Raw genomic sequence first — 21,564 nt, 5'->3', positions numbered from 1 at the left:
TTTGATTTCGCCTTTGAAGGTTCGTATTTGGACTCTTCAAGAATCCCCTCGCATGCACGGCATGGGGAGTATCAAAATCGTTAATTTCCTCCCACCAACGACCGTGCAAACAGTCAACGACCCACCCTGAAAGGTTGGATATTTCCTTTGTTTGGCGTCGGGTTTGCAGCAGGTTTATGGCTGCCTGAATGTCGTTCAAGCTGTGCTGGAGGGCGCGAGCTTTCAATTGGGGATTCATGCCTCCTGTCGCGATCGCAACGGCTTCTAAAATCTCAGCGGCATCGGGATTGGGTGGGGAAGATGTTTCGGGACTTAAGAAGACAGCTTTGTTGGTAGGTATTGTTGGCGATTGGACAGAACCTATTTCATCTGGATCGCTTGGCTTTGTCGCATCAATCGCGGAGCAATCATCTGAATTATTGTTCAGAGATTCAGCAAATGGGGCGGAACTTTTGTTTTGGAGCTGGATTTGCGCTTGTTGCTCTGATTTTTTTTCTAATCCAGTGTTTTGCTCGTTGACAAATTCAAAAACTTGTGGTGTTTCATTTGGTTTGATTAAACTTTCTTCTTCTTTAAAAGAATTTAAAAAAACAGCAGCATCTACGGTGCTTTGCTGTTCTTTGTACCTCTCTGTAAAGAGTACGGCACCATCAGGGTTTGAACCCGCTGTTTGCTCAATTTTTGGCTTTTTAACTCCATTTTTTGACTGGTTTGTCAGTTTTTGGAATTTTGAATTGGTGTGAGTGAAGGGGCGAATGTCGCCTTTGTGTTGCACTGCTATGCGGAAAATGCCGCGCCCGTAGTTTTTGAGGATTTTGACTAAGCCGAGCTTTTCGAGGTGTCCCAGAGCAGCCCGCCTGGTGTTGGCACTGTAGGGCTTGCCGTTTCGGACTGGAGTGGTTCGTTTTTCGCCCAAGGGGATGCAATTGATGTCGATTTCTTCGGGTTTGCCACCGATACAGGTTCTGTACAGGTAGAGGGCGAGTTTGACGGCGCTGGGGGTAGCGCCTTCTAGTACGTCGGCTAGGGCTTCGTAAATTGAGGCGTGTCTGGCGAGTGGCGGTTTGTGCCAGGTATCTGTAGCTGCAACCATTTTTTGTTCGGGGGTAAAAAATAGAGTAAATGTCCCTTCAGGCGACTGTCACAGTCGCTAGAAGTACGCGAAAGGGGTTTGTGGATTTGGTCGCGGAATCTTCGTGCAGCGAGCGCTTGCTGTACTAAACAGGATTTTGGGTAGGCTCCAACAACCAGGCGTGGTTGTTGCGCCGAAACCGGATTCATAGCGCAGTTCGATTGAACTATCGGCAAAACTTGCCTTCAGCGAAGCCGTTTTAGGGTCTTGTACTTTTGTGATCGCTTTTTCGTAGCGACGCAGTTGTGCTAACTCATTCGTCAGCGGGGCGATCGATCGCCCTGCTGAAGAATCAGAAAGGGTACGCAACTATTTTTCAATCCTGCCAGACCCGCCGACACAGGATTTGGTGGCGGATCAGTCTTATCAGACTTATAAGAGTTGTTCTAAAAGCTGAAAACTATACGTAGTAAAAGTTTCAAAAATCAAGTGTCGCGGCATTCTAGAGCTTTTGTCGCGGCATTCTAGAGCTTTTGTCGCGGCATTCTAGAGTTTTTGTTCTAACGGTCAAACTTATATGGAGTATGAATTTGAGAGCGATTTTAAATATGTATTTTTTTTAGAACAACTTTCAGAACAGTATGACTATCATTTGCAGAAAAAAAAACCATCCGGGAAACGGTTGGTCTGTAGCGCCACTTTGACGTAAGCAGGTTGGTTGAAGCCTATTCTGAGATGCTTAAAAGGTGCCCGATTTGGGATTCTAGTTCTGGTGTAGGGATTCGCTCCCCACGTTCCAACATGGATACATAACGTTGGGACACCCCTAGCCAACCCGCCAATTGTGTTTGACTCCAACCTTTTGCTGCTCTTGCTTCTCTTATCTCATTGCTTGTCCGTTGAGGTTTTGGAGCTTCCTTCAGGCAGGGCCGAAGCTGTTTGAAGGAAGCTTTGCTTGCCAGCAGTTCGGGGATAGGTGCTGGCGGATGGATGGTAATTTTGGCGGATAACAGCGTGTCAAAGTATCCTTGTTTTTTTCGAGACTTGCCACCTGGTCTGAGCCATTCTGGGTAGGTCTCTTGGTCAAACTCGATCTGAAACCCTCGCTTGAGTTTCAACAGTACCTCCAGTGAGCGATTCCAGCTACTCATCAGCGTGTAAGTTTTTCTACGGTCGAACCGTGCTGCATCAATTACCGTTTGGGGCACGAGCGCTTTCAGAAGGGTCTCCACTTTGTAAATACCGCTGCTGTGGAATCGGCTTTCCATTGTCAAATGAAGTGCTAAGCGCAAAGCCAGTTCATCATGGTAGGCGTCGATTTTGAGAATGTCCTGAGCTAAATAACCAAACTGATACAAAGCTTCCTTGGCGAAGCAACCTGCTTTGTTTAAAAAGGCATGAGTCCAAAGCCCCGGTTGGACTGTGATGTAGACTTCATCAGGCTGGTCTATTTTGCCCTCCAGATTTTGCTGACCTGTTAACTCAAGTTGAACATTCCACATTCGTGAGATGTCAACGCTGACTCTAATTCCACCTTTTTTGTGCTTGCCTTCAACCCATGTGGCTTTGATTGCTAAGCAACCTAGAGCAAACGCAGTTTTAGCTACTTCATTCAGTTTTTGAGACCTGGGCAAGTCTGTGCGTTTCTGCCAGCCCATTTCCTTGATTAAGTCACTGCCTTTGAGAGTGAATAAGCTTTTCCACGGCTCTTCTTGTCTCATTACGTGAGCGGCAAAAATCAGGTGCAACTTGGCAGCCGTCAGCCCAAACTTGTCAATAATTTGTACAGCCTCGTTTAAAGGCAGCAGCGTGATGTCACCAGGGGTAGTGATGTAATGCTCGATGATGTTGCTGGGGTTGCCCTTGGCTTGGTGTTTGTAGTAGCCAACACCTGAAGGGTATTCCTGCCACAAGTCTGTTCTCATCTGTGCTTGGAGGCTGGATACCACAGGAGGGGGTGTCGCGACAGCGGCGATAGGTCTATTCTGATACAGACGAGGTTCTGTAATCGGTTTGTCTGGGGTATCGCTAACTTCAGCCAGATTTTCTGAACTCGTGCTGTCAATCATAGTTTAGCTCGCGCAGGCGGGAATCCCCACACTATACCGCTTCGGTTAGTGTGGGATGAAAGACTTGCTGAAGATGAGGATTCCACCCGAAGAGCGAGCTCATATGCTTAAAACATTGAGCAGTGAACGGGTGGATGACGAGACGAACGAATTCTTTATTCGGTAGGTCTATTTTGCTCGTCGATGTATTTTTTCAATTGTTCAACAGTTACTCCACCGAAAGAAGCGATAAAGTATCCATTTGTCCAAAATACTTCTTTCCAGTAAGCTTGGTTAATTTCGTCTGCGAACTCTTTCCTTAAATACCGACTAGAAACAGTTTTTAAGTTGTTAATCAACTTACTTGGTTCTGTCTGCGGGTTGTACTGCAACAACAGGTGAACATGATCCCTCTCCCCGTTGAATTCTATCAGTCTTCCCTCCCATTTTCCCATTAGTCATTGCGGAGATTGGAGGTTCCTCAAGTCAATCCCACCAGTAAGAAATAACGACTGCATCCTGAGCTTTTTGAGGAATGTCACCCCAAAGCGATCCTTCAAGTCTGGCTCTCAGTCGGCGTTTGAGTTGCCAGCCATACTCCTCACTTGTGCCATCACATACTTCAACCGAGTCAGCCCGCCACTTCTTGCCAAAGTCTAAAAGCTGAGACACAATTGTATCTCGGTTCTCTGTCAGCAAATAAAGTGTGTCGGCTGGGTAGCGAATAAAATGGATCGTGCTAGTTTCCGGCATCGGGCGATAATTAGCCATTGCTAACAGCGTATCGAGTACACCATTAAAGCTTAAACCTGTTTCATCGGGTGCAAAGATTGGCTTTGAGAATAGGAAGCTTGCCCATAAAGAAGGGTGGTTAGCAAGGTCTGTAATCACTTCTTCACCATCAAACTGATTGAATTGGCGCTGCCAAACCAAAGCAGCGAATAGCTCTTGCGGAGTATAGGATTGGGCTATGGATTGGATTTTATTTAATTCAAACATAGTATTGTCTCCTGTTTAAATATCATCATAACTCTCGCGCTATATCTCAGATCGCGCGCGATCGACTAGCATAACAAAAATGCTTCGTAGTGCGGACTTTAGTCCCAGTTTAAGAGCGGCCTGAAGTCCGCACTACGAACGAACTTTATGGTTTTTAGCAGACATCAAAATTCATCCGGGAAAAAAGCAGCATCGTTACCATTGACTGTATTTATTACCAAAGCCCGATCGAGAAAATCGTTGCGTTGTTCGCAAGAAGTCTCAGCAATCAGCAAACACCCGTGACACGCAGATCCGTGCAGCAAGCGGTCTTCAGCCTCGCTCTCAGGCTCGTGTTGAGCGCAAACAGGGTCATTAGAGCAAAGCCTTCCTAACTCCAATGCGTCCATTAACAGCGATTCAATCCGCTGACCAACTTGCACCAGTCCCCCCAAGGTTCCATCATTACCAGAAGTGCCAGTGTAAAGCAAAATACCGTAGCCTGAATCCCCAGCATAAATCCGTTCGCGGATAGCACTCGCTGCGTAGCCACAATCCAGAGAAACAGCAGTAATTAACAGGTGAGATAGCGAGTGCAACATGATGTAAGGCAGCCCCGGAAACTTGGCTTTGTCTTGAGCAATACCTCTAGTGTTGCGCCATTTCTCGAAGCCTCGATATAACTCTTCACCTCTTTTTTGAACAGTTGGTTTTTTCTGCCATTCATCAATTGCCTGTTTTTGAAAGGCGATAAATACACCTTCACCTCGATTGTCGATAGCCGGTACCCAGGTAGGATCGATATCGAGAGCCGCCCGCCGCACATTAATATCTACTAATTCACCCTCAATATCCGGCATGGCTGCTTCAAAGCGAGTGAATCCAACTTGTGCGATGACTTCTCGGAGTCGGTAAACTAAAATAATCCGTTCAATGCGGGTTGCTAAAAGAGAATTTAACTGATCTAAATTGCGGGCGCGGGCATAAAAATCCCCTTCTGCTACATCTTCCCCAACTTCATCAGGACTAGCCAATAAAGTTTCAATTTCTACTTGCTTAATGCTCTTTGGTGTATCATGAGAATTTCCGTCCTTTCTTCGCTGTATTTCAGTCCAGACAGCCTCGTCGGTTAACCCGTTTAAAGCATTACCAACTTTTTGTTTTTTGCGTTCTTTTCTGAGATCGTTTAAGTCTTCAGCATATTGCAAAAAATCTTCATAAACTAGGTTGACGGCTTCCCTGAGTTGAGAGTCGGAGTCGGGCAGAGAAATCACGCTGAGGACTTGGGCGAAATAGGCGTTACTAGCCGATCGCACTAACAGTCGATTGTACAACGGGCGATCGTCCTTAGAGATGCAAAGTTCTTTGGCAGCAGGGCCAAGCCAAGGGCGATCGCCCAAACACCTACCCAGCACCTTGGAATAGGGCACAGTAGCATCAGCAAGGGGGCGACGGGCTTTGCAAGTATCACAGCGGACGAAGATTTCAGCAAAATCATTCCCCGAACCGCTTTCATCCAGCCACAACAGCCCCCGACATTTTGTATCCAAATTGTTATGGACAAAAGCAGACCAATTGATATCGCTAATATGTCCGTTGGCGCAAGCTTGCACAAAACGTACTGGTACAACAGGCTTTTTCTTCTTCTCAGAATTGAAATATTTTCCCTTAACCAAACGGCCCGAAGGAATTAATGGTCTGGTGCGGTATTCTTTACCACTGGGAGCCTTCCAAATGCCATCATCTTGCGCTACAAACCAAGTAGGAAATGTGAACACTGTGATACCCGTGCGAGGCGCGCTGGGGTCTTGTGTATCCACAGGAGGAGCGTACAGGGCAACAACGCTGCCTGGTTCGAGGCCAAGAATTGCCACAACTCTTTCTTCCAAACGTTCTTCGTAGATACGCACTTTATCACCCCACCAGTGATTTAATCCGCCAATAATAATTGAATCGTTGGGTAAATCCACCATTGCCCCCGGCCCGAAGGTGGTTAAAATTTGACTTTGGCGAATTTGTCCAGATGGGATTTTCATATTAATTTTAGTTGGGTTTTCATTCTGTTGACTGTTGAGGGTTGACTGTTGAGGGTTGACTGTTGACTGTTGACTGTTGACCTAAAAGGAAGAGGATTGGAGTAATGAATATTTTTCTTTTAATTTCTCGCCTTTAAGGGTTCCGGCTTTAAACCAATTCTTTCTGGTAATAGACAAAATTGCAAAGATTCTCAACCATCTTGAAATTATCGGCGTTAATCTGTGTTTATCTGCCCTTAATCTGCGGTTTTTTTGGTCTAATCTCCATCATTTAAATCTAATTCATAGGAGTTTTTCACCCACAAATTGACAACAGGTTCTACATCTCTCAAACTGCGCTGCGCTTTAAACTTTTTAGCAGATTGCGGCTGCCTCTGCAACTCCGGATCAAGGGGGTCAAATAATAAAGGCGGTGCAACTCCTACTTCTTGCTGATATTGCAAACTGCCTTTTTCCATAGCAATCTGTTGCCAAGTGTCGAGCAAATCATTGACTCGCTCTTTGATTTTTAGACGTAATTCTTCAATTTCTGCCGAGTCTCGGTGTGGATCGTGAATCACCGATCGCTCTGCAATGATATCCGCCACACAATCTAAGTTAGAGCGCTGTTCTATAATTTTGACTGCATTTAAAGGTGAAGTCATTTCTGCATTGCCCAGACGCGCTATAGCCACCGCAATCGCAGCAATTCCCCGATCGATCGCCCTGGGAGAAAAAGGCGTAACACTCGTGGCTTCCACAGCGCGGTAAAAAGTGTTGTGCCACGCGCCGAAACGCTCGTAGTGCGATCGATCGCGCGGTCGGTGTATATTTAGTAATGCGATCGCCAATCCCGGCCGCTGTTCGTCCCGCCCCACCCGCGAAGTGGCTTGAATGTACTCCGCCGCCGTTTTCGGCTGTCCCAATACAACCATTAAGCCGAGACGAGTAATATCCAAACCCACAGAAATCATATTAGTTGCTAGGGCCACATCTACCCGGTCTTTATCAGAAAAACCTAAAGCCAAACGGCGCTTGGCTTCCGAGATTTGGCTAGTATTAACCCTAGAAGTTAATTCTAAAGGTTCATCGTTAATTGTGCGATCGACAAAACTGCCCTCAGCTTCATTTTCCCGCTTTTTTTGCTGATATCTTAACAAACGAGATTTAACTTCATCTTCAACAATCCGGCGACTTCCGCCCAATTCTCGCAGCGAGTTAAAATAGCCCAACAAAGTCATGTAAGAATCAGCCGGATTGTTTTTATTTCTCGCGCCGCCGTTAGCATTCCAATCTTTTTGAGCCGCGCCCAATACAGCTAAATAAGTCCGCAGCAAAATGACTTTTAAACTGCGACCTTGGGCGGCAATACCGATATAAGTGCGGGGATTTTGTACTGTCGCGGGGACTGTTTTGGCGAAGAATGAATCGCGCCGATCAGGGCCCGGAGGCGGAAAAATATCAACTTTTGTGCGACCAAACAAAGCACAAATTTGTTTAGTGGCTCGCCGGACTGTCGCGGTGGAAGCTACTATTTTAGGATAAATCTTTTTGCCGTCTTTGTCAATAGCTGATAGGGCATCAATTGCCGTTTCATAAAGTCCCACCATTGTACCTAAAGGCCCGGAAATTAAATGCAATTCATCTTGAATAATTAAGTCCGGCGGTAGCAGGGGTTTTTCTAACGATCGACCAATACCGATCGCACTTGGGCCATAAAATCCATGATTATCGTAGCGATCGACCTTTCCGAACAAAGCCCCAGTCTCTCCCACCCAAGGTAAGTTAGCAAATTTATCGACAGTAGCGATGATAAAGCAAGGAATCCGGCGATAAATCGCGTCGTCAACCGCCACAATCGGTAGGGGATTACTCCCCCTAAAGGTACATGGCAGTTGACCGTTCTCCAGGCGTTTGCGGTTGACACAGAGAATTCTTAAATCCGTCGGATTGTCGGCGTTGGGGAATAACTTAAACGAGTCGCGGGTGAATTTTTCGCCACACCAAGGGCAGTTTTCTAAGGGAATCGGCGAGGGTTTGTGGCGATCGTCATTTTGATAAGCCATAGTCCGGCTGCGGGCACTGTCTGGGTTTTTATCTCCCTTAGAACCCATGCGGTTGGGAGTGGCCGCTTGTCCCACCCACAAACCGATTTCAAAAGGCCAAGTTCCCAGCTTTTTATCATCTTTTTGCCGTTCTAATTCTAAGGCGCAAATCAGCGTAGCGGCGCGGCTTAGTTGGTCTAAAGTTAGGAGTCGTAAAGTATAGCGCATTAACACACTAACTCCGGCCCCGCTAATCCCCGGATTTCGCAACCGTCGCAGGACTAATGTAAAAGCAGCTAATCCTAAATAAGCTTCGGTTTTGCCGCCACCTGTGGGGAAAAATAGCAAATCTACTATTTCCCGATCGCCCTTTTCGGGTTCCGCAATCCCAGTTAAGTTCATTAACAAAAATGCTATCTGAAACAGCCGCCATTTCGGGGCCTTGATTGCTGCGGGGTTTTTCTCGCTGTCATTGTCGTGGATCGCCCGCTGACGGATCGAAATCGCGATCGCCCGATTAGCAATTATAAACGCCTCGAACACTTCCGGGTCATTTAAAGCATCCAGCCCGCCCGCAATGCGATCGCCAGCCCAGGAAGCCCGCCGCAGCAAATCTTCAGCAATTTGAGTTCGATTGGGTGAGAGATCGAACTTGTGCTGCTCTGTAATCCAATCGGCATAAGCTGTTACCATTGGTTCTAGCATCGATCGCAAAACAGATGGACTAGACGCAGCCGCGATCGCCTCAATTTCCAATTCAATTCCCGGTATATCAGCCGCGATCACTTTTTCCACATCAGCCGTGGGTATCCAAGCCGTGCGAATTTCGTTACAAATCGGGCCTGCATTCACAAGGGCGATCGCCGAAACATTATGGCCCACAGCATATTCGCAATCATCGCGATACTGTAAATCCGCCACCTTTTCATCCCAATCATCATCCGTTTGTTCCCGCAAATTCGGGCTAGCGACAATAGAATAGGGCGTTTCAACAGTTAAATTAGTTTGAAAAATATAGGCCGTATCTCGCAACAAATCATCCTTTGTCGAAGTGCGGTAATTGACAATAAAAGCCGAAACAGAACGAGTTCCCGGAGGTAACTTAGCATGAGACAACACCGGGCGAGTAGAAACAACCAATTTTAAGCCGCCGCTGTTGGGAATATCAAAAGTGTAGGGCGATTTACTGTTGTGAATCGGGACAGTTAATTCTTCCTGTCGCAGTTTTCGCAACCAAGAACTAGAAGCGAGACTTGACAATTTTCCTTCGGCTTGTTCCGCTGCTTCCTGTTGTTCCTCTGGTTCTGATTTTTCCTGTTTTTGTTCTTCTTCTTCTTCTTCTTCTTCTTCTTCTTTAATAATTGGGGAATAGTCGCCCCAAGATGCGATCGCCCGGAAGTGACTTGCTTCTTGTGGAATCAGGAAACTCAACCCCATCGAAGACGGAAAAAAAGCTCTACGCGCCGAGGATTTTTCCGGGGTTTTTTCATCATCACCCGAACTAGGGCGGCTGAGTTCATCTAATTCGTCGTTGCTGGTGTTGTCACTGCGCTGTTCCAGGCCCGCCCCGTAAGGTACAAGAAAACCCGTCAGATACCACCGAGACGGCTGCTGGTTGATGATTTCTGCCGCGTGCGCCTCATCGTCAGGCGTAGGGCCAATGAGGTCAAGTTGCAAAGCATCGATCAAGTGTTGGCGGACTTCGGCGGGAGTTGTCATATAGCAATGATGTAGAGTGCATCAGACCCCAACACTTTATCACAAACACAATCAGAAACCGGGTTTTTCTCCAAAATCTTTGGTAATCACCAACAAATCAACTAAAAAACCCGGTTTCTTTAGCATCACAAACACAATCAGAAACCGGGTTTTTCTCCAAAATCTTTGGTAATCACCAACAAATCAACTAAAAACCCCGGTTTCTTTAGCATCACAAACACAATCAGAAACCGGGTTTTTCTCCAAAATCTTTGGTAGTCACCAACAAATCAACTAAAAAACCCGGTTTCTTTAGCATCACCGGCATTGTTTTATGCGGCAACAAGGACTTGATCGAGTGACAGAAAAGCTAAGATAATATCGTTTTGAGGAATGCCTTCATCAATTAAATCTTGGGTAATGCCGCATTCCATACCATCATATTCAATGTATATTTTACCAGATTCCAACGTGATATAAATGAGGTTTCCTCTGATTCGCCGCCCCCGATCCCAACCAACTTGCATCAGGGCGTAGCGATCGCGAATTTCGTCAAACACCGGATCAAGTCGGATCTCTCCGTGAGAAGGCTTTAATTGGGCATATTTCCCGATTACCTGTTTGACAATTTCTCGGTAGGTGGTTGCATTATCTGTTAAGTTATCCATTGTTGAACCTCTATTTTTTCTAAATCGATTACTACCAAATTTAAGGGTATTTCTGTAATTGCGAGTTCGCCAATAGGTTCGCTGAAAATGCCGTTATAGGCCCTAGTGGGAACGGCTAAATAAATTATCCGTTCTGGGTCAACTTGGCCTAGCAATAACCGATAGAGTATATATTGACCAATAGCTTGTTCCAGATCGGCAATAGGTGACGCTCCTCGAAATTCTTTAATTTCAATAGCGATGCGAGTATTTTCTCGCTTTGCGCCAATAAAACGCCCTTCTATTTTGTTGTTGACTTCGGACGCTGACGCTGCCAAATCTACAAAGAGAAATCGCTCTCCGTAAGAAATTACATAGGGGTCGTTAGTGATTTCCCAACCATCTTTGATCAGCGCTTCTTTAACGATATTATGGATTGTATCTCTTGCCGGCATTCTTTCCTCAAATTGTCTCAGTTCGCTTTGCTGAGTTGATGTAATTATTCGTAAATTTTGGCGAATATGTCGATTTTTTTAACAACTTGACAAACTAGGGGATAATGTGTGATTCCAAACACCCCAAGCTGAACTAAACTCCTATTTGTGTGATAATTGCAATTATATCACAGATGAGATTTGCATAGAGGGAGGCAAAGCAATGACAAGCAGAAGTCTGTGTCAAATTAAGCCTGGAAGCATTGAAAAATCTCACTTTTATCCGAGGCCAGATCCCCCTAAATCCCCCTTAAGAAGGGGGACTTTGAGAAGAATCTTGTCCCCCCCCTTAGCAAGGGGGGTTAGGGGGGTTCTAGCCTAATCGCCAAGCCGTTAGCCCCTACAAACTATCAGAAAACCCCGGAATACTCGGCGAATCCGCAACCTTTTTCCGAGACTTAGCCGCCGTCTTCTTCCCACCTTTCGCCCTTCCCTCGGCCGCCTTCCCGCCCAGAATTTCCTCCTGAGAACGCTGGAGATTCAACTCCAGCAACCTCGCCAAAACTTCATCATGCACTTCTTCGGGCCAGCGATACCGCCAAGGCTTTTTCTTCTGTCTAACTCCCCCCTTTTTAAGGGGGGTTTGGGGGGGATCTTCTTCCTCTTCTTCTTCGTAGTCGAGTAAAAAGTTGCAGTCAGTCGCGATATCTTTCCAGCCGTAAGCATCGAGGACAATTCTATCCATTTCCCCGTGGAGTTGGCGCAGTTTCATGATATCCGGGTGACGTTCCTCCGGGTTGTGGAAGCGGTTGTAGGTTTCCGTGAGTCCCTGGTTATTTCTGAGCATTAATTCGGCGCGATATTCGTAGTAGGTTTTGCCGATTTCTTCTAATTGCGCGTTGGTTTCCCAGTTTGAAGGGAAGGGAAAGGTTTCAAAGCAGTCTGTGGGAGTGTAAACAGGATCATCTTTCATAGATGAGCCCATAAATAATACCCAAATTTCATGAACCCTAGAGTGTAATGTTGCAAAGGCAGAAAGTGAATCTAACGGAAAAATAACAAGTTTTTGATCGTAGACATAGCCTTTAGGTAGAAAAGTAAACATCCTATATTTACTTGTTTGTGCGCTAACTAACACACGATCGCAATTGGCGATCGCTTTTACTAAACCAGGTCTTTTTTCTGCATATTGCCACCACCTAACACGCAAAGCATTTCGCTTTTGTACATCTCTCTCTGGCTTAACTTTCTCCTCCAGAATCCGCATCAAATCTGGATATTTCCCAGCCTCAGCCTCACTCATTTCACCAAAATTAATCACATAACGACGATGAGAATGAGTCGGACTAGAATTCACCTCCTCACCGCCAATATAAGGAAAAATGCACTCTTGATTTATCGGATTTTCTGCAATCAAGCGCTGCATTTCCGCAATCGTTGTCGCCTCCGAGTTAGAATCATCAAACGTAAAACCCATCCCCAAAACAATGCTACCTTGAAAACTCTTATTTGCATTAGCTAACAAAACCTCCGGATCAGCATTTCCTCCCGCATGAAACAGAAACGCCGAAATTTTAGAAACAACTTTCCCATCCAGCTTAGGCTGCATCACCGCCAGAGATTTTCGAGACAAATCGATATTTTTAGTAGCAACGCGCCCTACTTTCTGAACGTGAACCACACTAACAACCACCGCCGCCAAACCAGGCCACTTAAACCGCCTCGTTGCATTATAAATCATCCCGCCATTTTCACAAATAAACCTCAATCCAGTGCTGCGAGTGTCACCTTGAGAAATAGTATTAGTAGCAATCAAACCCAAACAACCAGAATTTCTTAAAATAGTAAAACCGCGCCGGAAAAAATGCGACACCAAATCAGCATTCCCGTGCGCTTCCGGGTGTATAACCTTCAACCAATCCAAATAACCCAAAGGATTAGCATTAATCGCAGTATTCTTACCCGCAAAAGGTGGATTCCCCACAATCACATCAAACCCCGGATTCTTCCGATCAAAAACTTCGGGAAACTCAACCTCCCAATTAAACGGCACAATTGGCTTATTTCTCATCCGTAAATCCCGGCTAATACCGATTAATTCAGAATCATCAAATAATCCTTTTTTTTGCCACACATCAGCCTTTAACCGCAAAGCATCACGCCTTTCCTTGCGGGCTTTATCCTTATCCTCAGCAAAAAAACAAGAAATCACCAAATCTCCAGTCAAACGTGGATTTTTCAAGACTTGTTCAGCCTTTTGATAACTCGCTATCTTCCGTTGTTCCCCTGCATCTCCCAAACCAATTATTTCATCCCGATAAAACTTAGATTGACTTATATCCTTAGCAATATTTTCAGCAAACAAAGGGCCATATTCCGCCTCAGTTTTTTGAGGAATCCAGTTAAAATCCTTAATATTCTCGTAACTCAACCCCACCAAAGAATCACCACATTTCAAAGCATGATCCAAAAAAGTAAACGGATGTTCCTTCGCCAAAGTCACCAACCACAGAGACAACTTCGCCAAATTAGCAGCAAAGGGATTTTTATCAACCCCATACAAACACCGCCCAGCCACCAACCTGCGCGCGTAAAGCAAAGGATATTCATCTAAGGGAATTTCCGGTAAACAATTCTGCTGATTCCAAACATCCACCAACTTCTCAGCCAACTGACGACAACTTTCCACCAAAAACGCCCCCGAACCCATCGCCAAATCGCAAACTTTCAACTCTAAAATTTGTTCCGGCGTAGCATTTTCCCCCAATCCAGCTAATATCGGCCTGAGAGTTTCCCTGACAATCGGTTCCGTCATCGCCCGCGGCGTATAATGGGAACCGCTGCGCCGCCTTTCCTCTCCCGGCTGCAAATAGAGAGAACCAACTGGCATCAAAGTCGGAGTTTGCCGCGACACTTTCCGCCCCAAAGCTGCTACAATATCATCAGCAGTTTTCCCTTCCTTTAATTGCTTCAGGGAATTACCCGAAACTTCGCATCCGGCGACTTCTTTTAAATATTTAGCGCGGTCATTTGCCTTATTTTTGAGAATTTCGTCAACGCTAACCACCACAGTCACCGAACTTTTGGAACCTTGAGGTTTACTCCACACACCAATCGAAAAACTCTCGGCCCGTTCGACTTCGTAACCCATCACCGCTTCGTAAACCGACCCAATTTGTTCCACATCCAGGGCGCGATAGGAAAGTCGTTCTCCCTCCAAAATCAACAATTTATTTAAAACCCGAAAAATCACGCCATCAGCAATGCGCGGCACTTCTTTCAGGTGCAAATCTGAACCCTCTTTATTAACAATCTCTTCCTGTGTTCGCCCTCTCAAAAACGGATATTCCTTCGGATCAAATAATTGACCGTTACGGGCCGGCAAATAGTTAGGTAAATGGCCGCCACCATCATAAACCAACTGAAACAAACTCAACAACCACGCCCAAGCGCCGTATCTTTGATCCATCGTATCGGGATAATTTCCCGCATCAAATTGTAATTTTTCATAGAGTCCCGTCACTGCATAATTCTGCGTATAAACGGCATCTGGCGGCATCAATCCTTCGTCTTCGGCGTACAATAAAAAAACCAACCGCATTAATGTAGTAATCAATCCGCCATAAATATGTTCTGGTTGGGTAATGGCAATTTCACTAAATAATTTACCGTTGCTAGCTTCATCTGCTGTCTGAAATCCGCGCAGCAATTCCCACAAAGCGTCTAAGACTTGTTCGGCTAGTTTGATCGAAACTTCGCTTTGATATTTGCGGCTTTCGTGCAATAATGCTGGTAGGCGGCGTTCTGTGGAAACGACAAACAGGCGATCGGAACCTAATAACATGATCATCGCACTTAATATTGGGCGGCCCGCCACTTCGCCCATCGCCGCCACCGGAAACGTGAGATATCCCGACGATTCCCCGCGCGGCGCGTACACCAACCGCAGCAGGGAACCGTTGCACAATAATCCGACATTAACGTTTGTTTCGCGCAACAAGCGTTCAAATTTTGCCTGTGGTGTGGCGTTCCACCTACCAGTTTTATCGGCTTGGCTATCTAGTTCATCTAGGGGGCGGTTTTCAATAATTTGAATTAATAAAGATGGAAAATTGGTATCTGGATCGGGAACAATATAAGTAGGTTCTAATATTTCGCTATATTCGGGAAGCGGTACTGTAAATTTGGGGGCAATTTCTGCGACTAAATCATCAGGTTCCCACCCCAAAACTTCGGTGACAAGGGCGGGAAAATCTGAGATTAATGCTTGACAATCCTCGCTCTTTGTGGTAAGAATTGTTTGAAAAGTTTGCTGCAATTCAACGATATTGCGATTGGGCACGCACTGAAATTTGACCAGGGCGGGGGGCGACACTACAAGTCCCACAGGTTGCAGAAATCCTAACCATTCTTTATGTCTGATTAATTCTATATCTTGTGTCATGATTTTTGAGCGATTTCCCTTAATTAAGTATATCCTTTGTGCGGTTCACTTAAGATTGTCCGAAGAGAGGAACGAAGCAATCGCAGTATTTCTACCCCGGAGATCCCCCTAAATCCCCCTTAAGAAGGGGGACTTTGAGAACATTCTTGTCCCCCCCTTCTTAAGGGGGGCTAGGGGGGATCTAGGCCTAATTGTCAAACAGATAAGACGGCGGTTTCAACCGCGATCGTCTTTTGACTACCCAGACACCGGATATAAATACATTAACCCAACAGGTTCAATTCGCACCGCTTTCACCTGATAAATCGCTTCAATCCGGGCCGGTTCTGTGTCTAACTCTTTGGCCAAACCCTCCAACCGCTTATCCCAGTAACGCCTGTCAGCATCAACTTGCCGCTGTTCATCTTCCGGGAACAAAGGTAAACTTAACTGAATAGCTTTCGTTTCCTCTCGCCGTTCTAAAATCCGCTTTTGCTGCTGTGCGAGAATTTCCTTCATGTCCGCCGCTTCCTTCAAACCCCGTTCCATCAATTTCTTTTCAGCCCTTTCCGCTAATACCTCCGCCCGACTTTCTAAGTGAGGAATTAATTCTTTAACATCCTGCATCGCACTTGCTTGTAGACGAATTTTTACCCCTTCAGTAACTTCTCGCAAGCGCGGATTTGCCAAAGAATCCTCTAACAATTTTAACACATTTCCCTTCTCATTTTCCCCAAAAGGTTTTAGCTTTTTTTTGCCTCTAATTGCCGGATCAATCCACTCCGCCGCCACAGCAATCACTTCATCATGCAAGCGCGATGCAGCTTCACCATAAAGCGACAATCTCCCCAAAGCAATCACTTTAGGAATCGGGTCATCTGTGAGACAAACACAAGCGCGAGTTAATTCATCGTGCAGAAATCCTTGTGCTAGGAACCTCCCCAATAATCGCTGCACAATCTTGTGTTCTAAATGCAAATGTACCACTTCGCCATCCAGAGAACCGGGGTCACGAAAAACCACTGGCCGGATGGGAGATTCCCGCCGCCAATCCCACAATGTTTGACTTCTTGGCCGAGGTTTTCTTAAAGTATCTAAGGTCATTGTCCAAGTGGGATCTGCCCCCACTCGTTGGTCAAGGGCGGGAATTTCCCATTTCGCTGTTTCGGGATTTTGATTTGCTGCGATTAAGTCAATCGGTGTGAGTTGTTCCGCCCCTAAAATTTCCAAAGATGCTGAGATGGCATCTCGGAAATGGTGGTCATCTAAACCTAACCAATCTCGCGATTTCTTCAACATTTCTTGCAGGTCAGAAATCTGTTTAGTTAGGTCTTTTTTTTGCAGACAAATCGCCTCTAATTCTTCGTTGATAATATCTGGTTTGTGGGGTGCGTCAGGATTATTTTTTTCTACTTCCCCACTACCATTAGAACTGACGAATCCTACGGGGATTTCTGCGATTGATTGGGTAATTTTCCCCAATTCATTATGCAGTATCCCATTTTTCAGTAAACGAGCAATATTTTTTTCCACAACCGGGGTCAAAGTTCCCAATTCAGCTTGAATTGTTTTCGTTTTCTCGATTAACACTTCTAAAACTCTGTCTTCAAGCCGCTGCGGTAATACAAAATAGTGGCAGCGCACAACGGGGGAACGTTGCAATTTGCGATCGATCCGGCCGTTGCGTTGTTCCATGCGGCTGGGATTCCAAGGAACATCAAAGTGGAACAAGTCAGCACAATAATTTTGCAAATTTATGCCTTCCCTGGCGGCATCCGTAGCAATCAGAATTCGCAGGGGATTATTCGCCGGATCGCTGTTAAATGCCTGTTTGATTTCCTCTCGCCTTTCCTCACCAATACCACCATGAAAAACATCGATTCGTTGCCGTTCTAAGTGAGAATTGGCGCAGGCTGATTGTAACTGCTGTTCTAGGTAGCGCTTCGTATCTGTATATTCGGTAAAAATTAGGACTCGACGTTCTAACCATTTAGCGTTCGGTTGTCCTAAATCGGGACAGAGGTATTTTTTGATCCAGTCAATCAAACTGAGAACTCTCGGATCTGGTTGATAACGAGCAGCATTGGCAATTTCTGCCATTTGCTCCAAAAGTTCTTGCTCTCGTTGGGTAATCTGTGATATACTGTTAGCAGTAGCTGCTGCCATTTGCGCGTCTTCTTCTGCCTGCACTTCTTCTTCTGGTAGTTCCGCGCGATCGTCATCATTTCCTGCTGATTCTGACAGTAATTGTAAGCGTTCCAATCGCAAAATTGGTGGTTTTGAAACGGGTTTTGCTAGGGTTTCTCGGTGTACTTTCAATGTCCGAGCAAAGGCTTCTATGGATGAAAGCAAGCGTTTTTGTAAGCTAACAATTACTAACATTGCTGCTGCTTGCTTGCTGCGAGATTCTCCTTGCAAGCGTTGTTCTCGCAACAGGCGATATTCTTGTAGCAACCGCGAAAGTTGCAATTCTGGTGCGGTTTCCGGCAGGTTTTCTATGACAATCGGTATTATTTCTCGTTTGGGAAAATCATCGCCTATTTCCCGTAAGTCTCGTTTGAGGCGGCGCACCATGACTGAATCGAGCAATTTGCGATCGCGCACGGTGACTCCCCGACAAAATCGCTGCGGATCTAAAATCTCTAATAAGGCTGCAAAGCTATTAGAATGACCGTTGTGCGGGGTGGCTGATAAAAATAATTTATGTTCAAAACGCGGCGCTAAGTCTCGCACGGTGCGAGTTAACTGGGAATCAACGGCATATCTCGCACCGCTGGCTGGGGCTGCGTTGTGTGCTTCATCCAAAATCAGCATTGATGCGGGGGCAAATTCTTCTAACCAATCTCGCAATGGGGCGGTGTAGGTTTCATCTCTGAGTAAGGAATGGGAGATAATAAAACGGGTGTGTGTTGTCCAAGGATTGATGCCATATCCGCGATCGCGCCGACAGTTAGCAACGAATTCGCGATCGTAGATAATGAAACTAAGCCCAAAGCGATTTTCCATTTCCTCTTGCCACTGTCGCACCACCGAAGGCGGACAAGAAATCACCACCCGCCGCACTTTCTGACGAATCAGCATTTCCCGCAAAATCAATCCCGCCTCAATGGTTTTGCCCAATCCTACGTCGTCAGCAATGAATAGCCCAACTCTCGGCATCAGTAAGGCTTTGCGGAGAGGTTCTAATTGATAAGCTTTGACTTCAATACCGGCTCGATAGGGGGACTGAAATAGCTTCGGTTCGGTAGATGTGACACAGTTCCAGCGTAGAGTATGGAGGTAAGCGGAGAATAATTTAGGATTGTCAAATCCCCGCTGCGCGATGGAATCCCAAGAGTTATTGCCGATCGCAACTGCGTCAATTTCTCTCTCCCACAGGATTTCGAGACTTTCTCCCACGGCGTCATCTTCCAAGCAAGACAGGCGCACTAAGGTGTCTGTTTCCTCGGATAATTTGGGTGCGACTTCTTCGACGAGGTATTGGCGCGATCGCACTTTGACTATTTGCCCTGTTTTTAACTGCATTTTGCGATGGTAATTTTTGTGAAAACTAGAATGATAACTACTCAATTTTAGAGCTTTTGGGCGATTCCCTACGGGATAGCTACGCTTCACGCTTTTTAGTCGTTGCTGCGCTTTGCTAGGATAATTCGTAACAAAACCCCGCTTCCTTGCTGTCAAACAAGTGCTGTCGTGTTGCGGAGGATGCCGTTTGTTAGGTTTTAGCTTGATTTGGGCGATCGCACTGATTGATAATCTTCTTGACTTTCGGTATCCTTAATAAGTCGGTTTTAATTTATCGGTTAAATTGCCTTATATTAGTCTAAGAGTAACTCGTATGTTTCCCAGTTCATCGCATCATCGGGGAACAGGGATAATTGCCCAGGCGAGATATTTGATTGACCGCGATTGTGGTAAGACAGGTGGCAGGCCCTGCAAAGGGCAATTAAGTTTTCTAAGCGATTGTCTTCCGGTATCCGATTGCGGTGGTGCACTGTTAAAGTTAACTTTAAGCGTTCGGACTTGGTTAAGTCGCTTGAAGTACCGGATCGCAGGCATTGTTGGTTGCACTTAGCGCAGTGCCATAGAGCACTTTCTTTCACGGAATTTGCGATCTCTCGCCAATTGTCGGGATACCTGTTGGGTTTTGCCATAATGCTCAAGGTAGCTCATTTTTCTATCATACTGCGATCGGCATCAGATCCGGTCGAGCGAACTCGTTACTTGATTATTACGGGCGATCGGAGTTGCCATAGATTCGAGCAATAGTGCTTGAATCCACTAATTTTACTGCTTTAACTTATCCATTGCACAATCACCTCATTAACTAAATTGCCAACAGGAATTGTACCGCTGCCGAAAAAGCGGTTGTACTCGCAGATTACCGGAGATTGTTGATAGCGCAATACGGTTCAGATAAGCCCGTCAAGAGAGTAAAAGTGATGTAAAAATAGACACCGACATTGCTTCGTTCCTCTCTTAGGACAATTCTAACCCAAGCGTATTGCTCGATAAATCTAAAACCCCCCAATCTAAAACCCCCCAATCTAAAACCCCCCAATCTAAAATCTAAAATAAACTGAACCGTATTGGTTGATAGCCAACAGCTAAAAACATCAGCTACGCCGTATTGTGATTGGGTAGTCCTGTTTTCTTCAATGATGCAATTCGATACAATCCTCTCCACATCATTGATTGAGAATGCGAAAAATATTACTTATGCACCACTACCTGCGATTGATTTAAGAGGATATCGCACTGCAATTTCTTTATCAAGAAATTGACCTGAAAATCTGTCAAAAGAACTTGGGTATCATCAATACACAATTATCAACTCATGTCAATCATAAGAAAAGGGCGAGATTTGATATCGGCGCTACCACTAAAAGGTTTGAAGGATATGCCGCCTGCAATTGAATTACCTGCAAACTTTGCCAAAATTCATCCCCCACGCTTTAAGTGCGGCGAGATGGTGCGTTGGGCAGATGTTAGCGAAGAAGCTGACACAGGAATGGTTATCGGCAAATTTTACAACTACGAACAGCATCAGCGCTGTTGGATGTGGTGCTACATCATTTGCCTTACTCCTGATTCTAAGAGTGCAACGTGGTGTCAGTTTGATACTGCGTGGGAGGAAGATTTGGAGAAGTTTGAGGATGATGAAAAAGCAGCATACTTTGACAGATAGAGAACGCAATTTAATTGCAGTTTACAGTCAATGCCAATTGCGAATGACACCGAGGCAGTTCTATGCAAAGTGGGGACTGAGTTATGAGGAAATTGCTTTTATTTGTTCTCGTTCTGATTCTACAGTGCGAGGTTGGTTTAGAAAGGGTAAAAATCGCAGATTTCCTACTGCTGTCGATTTGCGTCATTTGGCTTTAATGGATTTTCTGCTGGAACACTTTGAGGAAATTCCAGAGGCATTGGTGGCTTTCCTGTGTCCGCATTGCGAAGAGAATAGCCTGGATTAATAGTAGCGCGTATAACGGAAAGACTGTTTAGGGCAACGACTGTATACGTTGTCGCAATCATATACTGCTGACTTGTTCAAACAGTTTTGGTGGCTGCCATACATCAAGCTTTTTCAGCATCAAAAGATGATTTGAGCTGGTCATAGCACAAACCTCGTCAAATATCAATATCACCGTGACCTGTCTTTGACAAGATTATTCAATTACTGTCTTGGCAAGCAATCAAACAAGAGCACAATCTGTTACTTTTACTGCTGAGGTACTAAAATGACCTACTCTGAAAAATTGCACCCGTGGTGTATCATTAGCCTGCTTCCTAATTGTCAGCGTGTTATTGTGGCACGATTTCGTAAGAGAAACGATGCAGATGATCATCTACGGGTTTTGCAGCGATTAGTGAAAACGCGCACATTTGTGATTATTTTTGATATGCAACCAAAGCCTACTGTGCCTAAAGAATAACGGCGAATGCAGCGAAGGTTTGAAATCAAATTAATCGAGATACCTGCGTTAGTTGAATCAACCGACTTTCCAGCGATTTCTCCCAGCGACAGAACCTACTAATAGCTGGGAGAATTTTTTATATATTTTACTGATTATCTACTAAGGAATGAAAATTTAATAACCTCAGCGGTGTATAATAAATAAATGAGTGAATATGAATAGGTTCATGTTTCGGTATTGATGTCAAATATTATACCTACTTGGTTCTTCTTATGTCGCCCATGAT

The 21,564-nt window shown here is 45.3% G+C and carries 12 protein-coding genes and 2 pseudogenes; 2 read left to right on the top strand and 12 right to left on the bottom strand.

Annotated features, from left to right (window positions below):
* The 12 genes and pseudogenes from K4039_RS24435 to K4039_RS24380 all read right to left on the bottom strand — a co-directional run.
* Positions 1-1,093, bottom strand: a pseudogene (locus K4039_RS24435) (hypothetical protein); the annotation flags it as partial.
* Between the two features lie 57 nt (positions 1,094-1,150).
* Positions 1,151-1,441, bottom strand: coding sequence for a hypothetical protein (locus K4039_RS24430; protein ID WP_265239107.1), 291 nt, complete (start codon positions 1,439-1,441; stop codon positions 1,151-1,153).
* A gap of 356 nt (positions 1,442-1,797) precedes the next feature.
* Entirely contained in the window at positions 1,798-3,141 is a 1,344-nt protein-coding gene (locus K4039_RS24425) for a helix-turn-helix transcriptional regulator (protein WP_265239106.1), read from the bottom strand.
* A 155-nt stretch (positions 3,142-3,296) separates the two neighbouring features.
* A pseudogene (tnpA, locus tag K4039_RS24420) lies at positions 3,297-3,569 on the bottom strand (IS200/IS605 family transposase); the annotation flags it as partial.
* A gap of 37 nt (positions 3,570-3,606) precedes the next feature.
* The gene (locus K4039_RS24415) at positions 3,607-4,119 is read right to left on the bottom strand and encodes a hypothetical protein (RefSeq protein ID WP_265239105.1); all 513 of its coding nucleotides are present in this window, start codon (positions 4,117-4,119) and stop codon (positions 3,607-3,609) included.
* A gap of 164 nt (positions 4,120-4,283) precedes the next feature.
* Positions 4,284-6,134 (bottom strand): DUF1998 domain-containing protein, encoded by a 1,851-nt coding sequence (gene drmB, locus K4039_RS24410; protein WP_265239104.1) that lies wholly within the window; start codon positions 6,132-6,134, stop codon positions 4,284-4,286.
* Between the two features lie 257 nt (positions 6,135-6,391).
* Complete coding sequence (gene drmA / locus K4039_RS24405; RefSeq protein ID WP_265239103.1) at positions 6,392-9,877, bottom strand: DISARM system helicase DrmA; 3,486 nt, start codon at positions 9,875-9,877, stop codon at positions 6,392-6,394.
* 311 nt (positions 9,878-10,188) lie between these two features.
* Positions 10,189-10,524, bottom strand: coding sequence for a XisI protein (locus K4039_RS24400; RefSeq protein ID WP_265239102.1), 336 nt, complete (start codon positions 10,522-10,524; stop codon positions 10,189-10,191).
* Positions 10,512-10,958: a XisH family protein gene (locus tag K4039_RS24395; protein WP_265239101.1), complete on the bottom strand. Its 447-nt coding sequence runs from the start codon at positions 10,956-10,958 to the stop codon at positions 10,512-10,514. Before K4039_RS24395 ends, K4039_RS24400 begins: the two co-directional genes overlap by 13 nt.
* A 379-nt stretch (positions 10,959-11,337) precedes the next feature.
* Positions 11,338-15,381, bottom strand: a complete 4,044-nt coding sequence (locus K4039_RS24390; RefSeq protein WP_265239100.1) for an Eco57I restriction-modification methylase domain-containing protein — start codon at positions 15,379-15,381, stop codon at positions 11,338-11,340.
* A 237-nt stretch (positions 15,382-15,618) separates the two neighbouring features.
* Positions 15,619-18,885: a DISARM system SNF2-like helicase DrmD gene (gene drmD / locus K4039_RS24385; protein WP_265239099.1), complete on the bottom strand. Its 3,267-nt coding sequence runs from the start codon at positions 18,883-18,885 to the stop codon at positions 15,619-15,621.
* Between the two features lie 293 nt (positions 18,886-19,178).
* Complete coding sequence (locus tag K4039_RS24380; protein WP_265239098.1) at positions 19,179-19,514, bottom strand: HNH endonuclease; 336 nt, start codon at positions 19,512-19,514, stop codon at positions 19,179-19,181.
* Between the two features lie 683 nt (positions 19,515-20,197).
* Here K4039_RS24380 and K4039_RS24375 point away from each other — a divergent pair.
* Together K4039_RS24375 and K4039_RS24370 are read left to right on the top strand one after the other, a co-directional pair.
* Positions 20,198-20,548, top strand: a complete 351-nt coding sequence (locus K4039_RS24375; RefSeq protein ID WP_265239097.1) for a hypothetical protein — start codon at positions 20,198-20,200, stop codon at positions 20,546-20,548.
* The gene (locus K4039_RS24370) at positions 20,517-20,834 is read left to right on the top strand and encodes a helix-turn-helix domain-containing protein (RefSeq protein ID WP_321161659.1); all 318 of its coding nucleotides are present in this window, start codon (positions 20,517-20,519) and stop codon (positions 20,832-20,834) included. Before K4039_RS24375 ends, K4039_RS24370 begins: the two co-directional genes overlap by 32 nt.
* Positions 20,835-21,564 lie beyond the last annotated feature (730 nt).

This window comes from Lyngbya sp. CCAP 1446/10, assembly GCF_026130175.1.
GTDB lineage: Bacteria > Cyanobacteriota > Cyanobacteriia > Cyanobacteriales > Microcoleaceae > Microcoleus.
This window is presented reverse-complemented; position numbering and strand designations above follow the sequence as displayed.

Bases quoted from the DNA above. Each gene is read 5' to 3' on its own strand.
- K4039_RS24425 (WP_265239106.1), bottom strand. From the start codon at position 3,141: ATGATTGACAGCACGAGTTCAGAAAATCTGGCTGAAGTTAGCGATACC.
- K4039_RS24415 (WP_265239105.1), bottom strand. From the start codon at position 4,119: ATGTTTGAATTAAATAAAATCCAATCCATAGCCCAATCCTATACTCCG.
- drmB (WP_265239104.1), bottom strand. From the start codon at position 6,134: ATGAAAATCCCATCTGGACAAATTCGCCAAAGTCAAATTTTAACCACC.
- drmA (WP_265239103.1), bottom strand. From the start codon at position 9,877: ATGACAACTCCCGCCGAAGTCCGCCAACACTTGATCGATGCTTTGCAA.
- K4039_RS24400 (WP_265239102.1), bottom strand. From the start codon at position 10,524: ATGGATAACTTAACAGATAATGCAACCACCTACCGAGAAATTGTCAAA.
- K4039_RS24395 (WP_265239101.1), bottom strand. From the start codon at position 10,958: ATGCCGGCAAGAGATACAATCCATAATATCGTTAAAGAAGCGCTGATC.
- K4039_RS24390 (WP_265239100.1), bottom strand. From the start codon at position 15,381: ATGACACAAGATATAGAATTAATCAGACATAAAGAATGGTTAGGATTT.
- drmD (WP_265239099.1), bottom strand. From the start codon at position 18,885: ATGCAGTTAAAAACAGGGCAAATAGTCAAAGTGCGATCGCGCCAATAC.
- K4039_RS24380 (WP_265239098.1), bottom strand. From the start codon at position 19,514: ATGGCAAAACCCAACAGGTATCCCGACAATTGGCGAGAGATCGCAAAT.
- K4039_RS24375 (WP_265239097.1), top strand. From the start codon at position 20,198: ATGTCAATCATAAGAAAAGGGCGAGATTTGATATCGGCGCTACCACTA.
- K4039_RS24370 (WP_321161659.1), top strand. From the start codon at position 20,517: ATGATGAAAAAGCAGCATACTTTGACAGATAGAGAACGCAATTTAATT.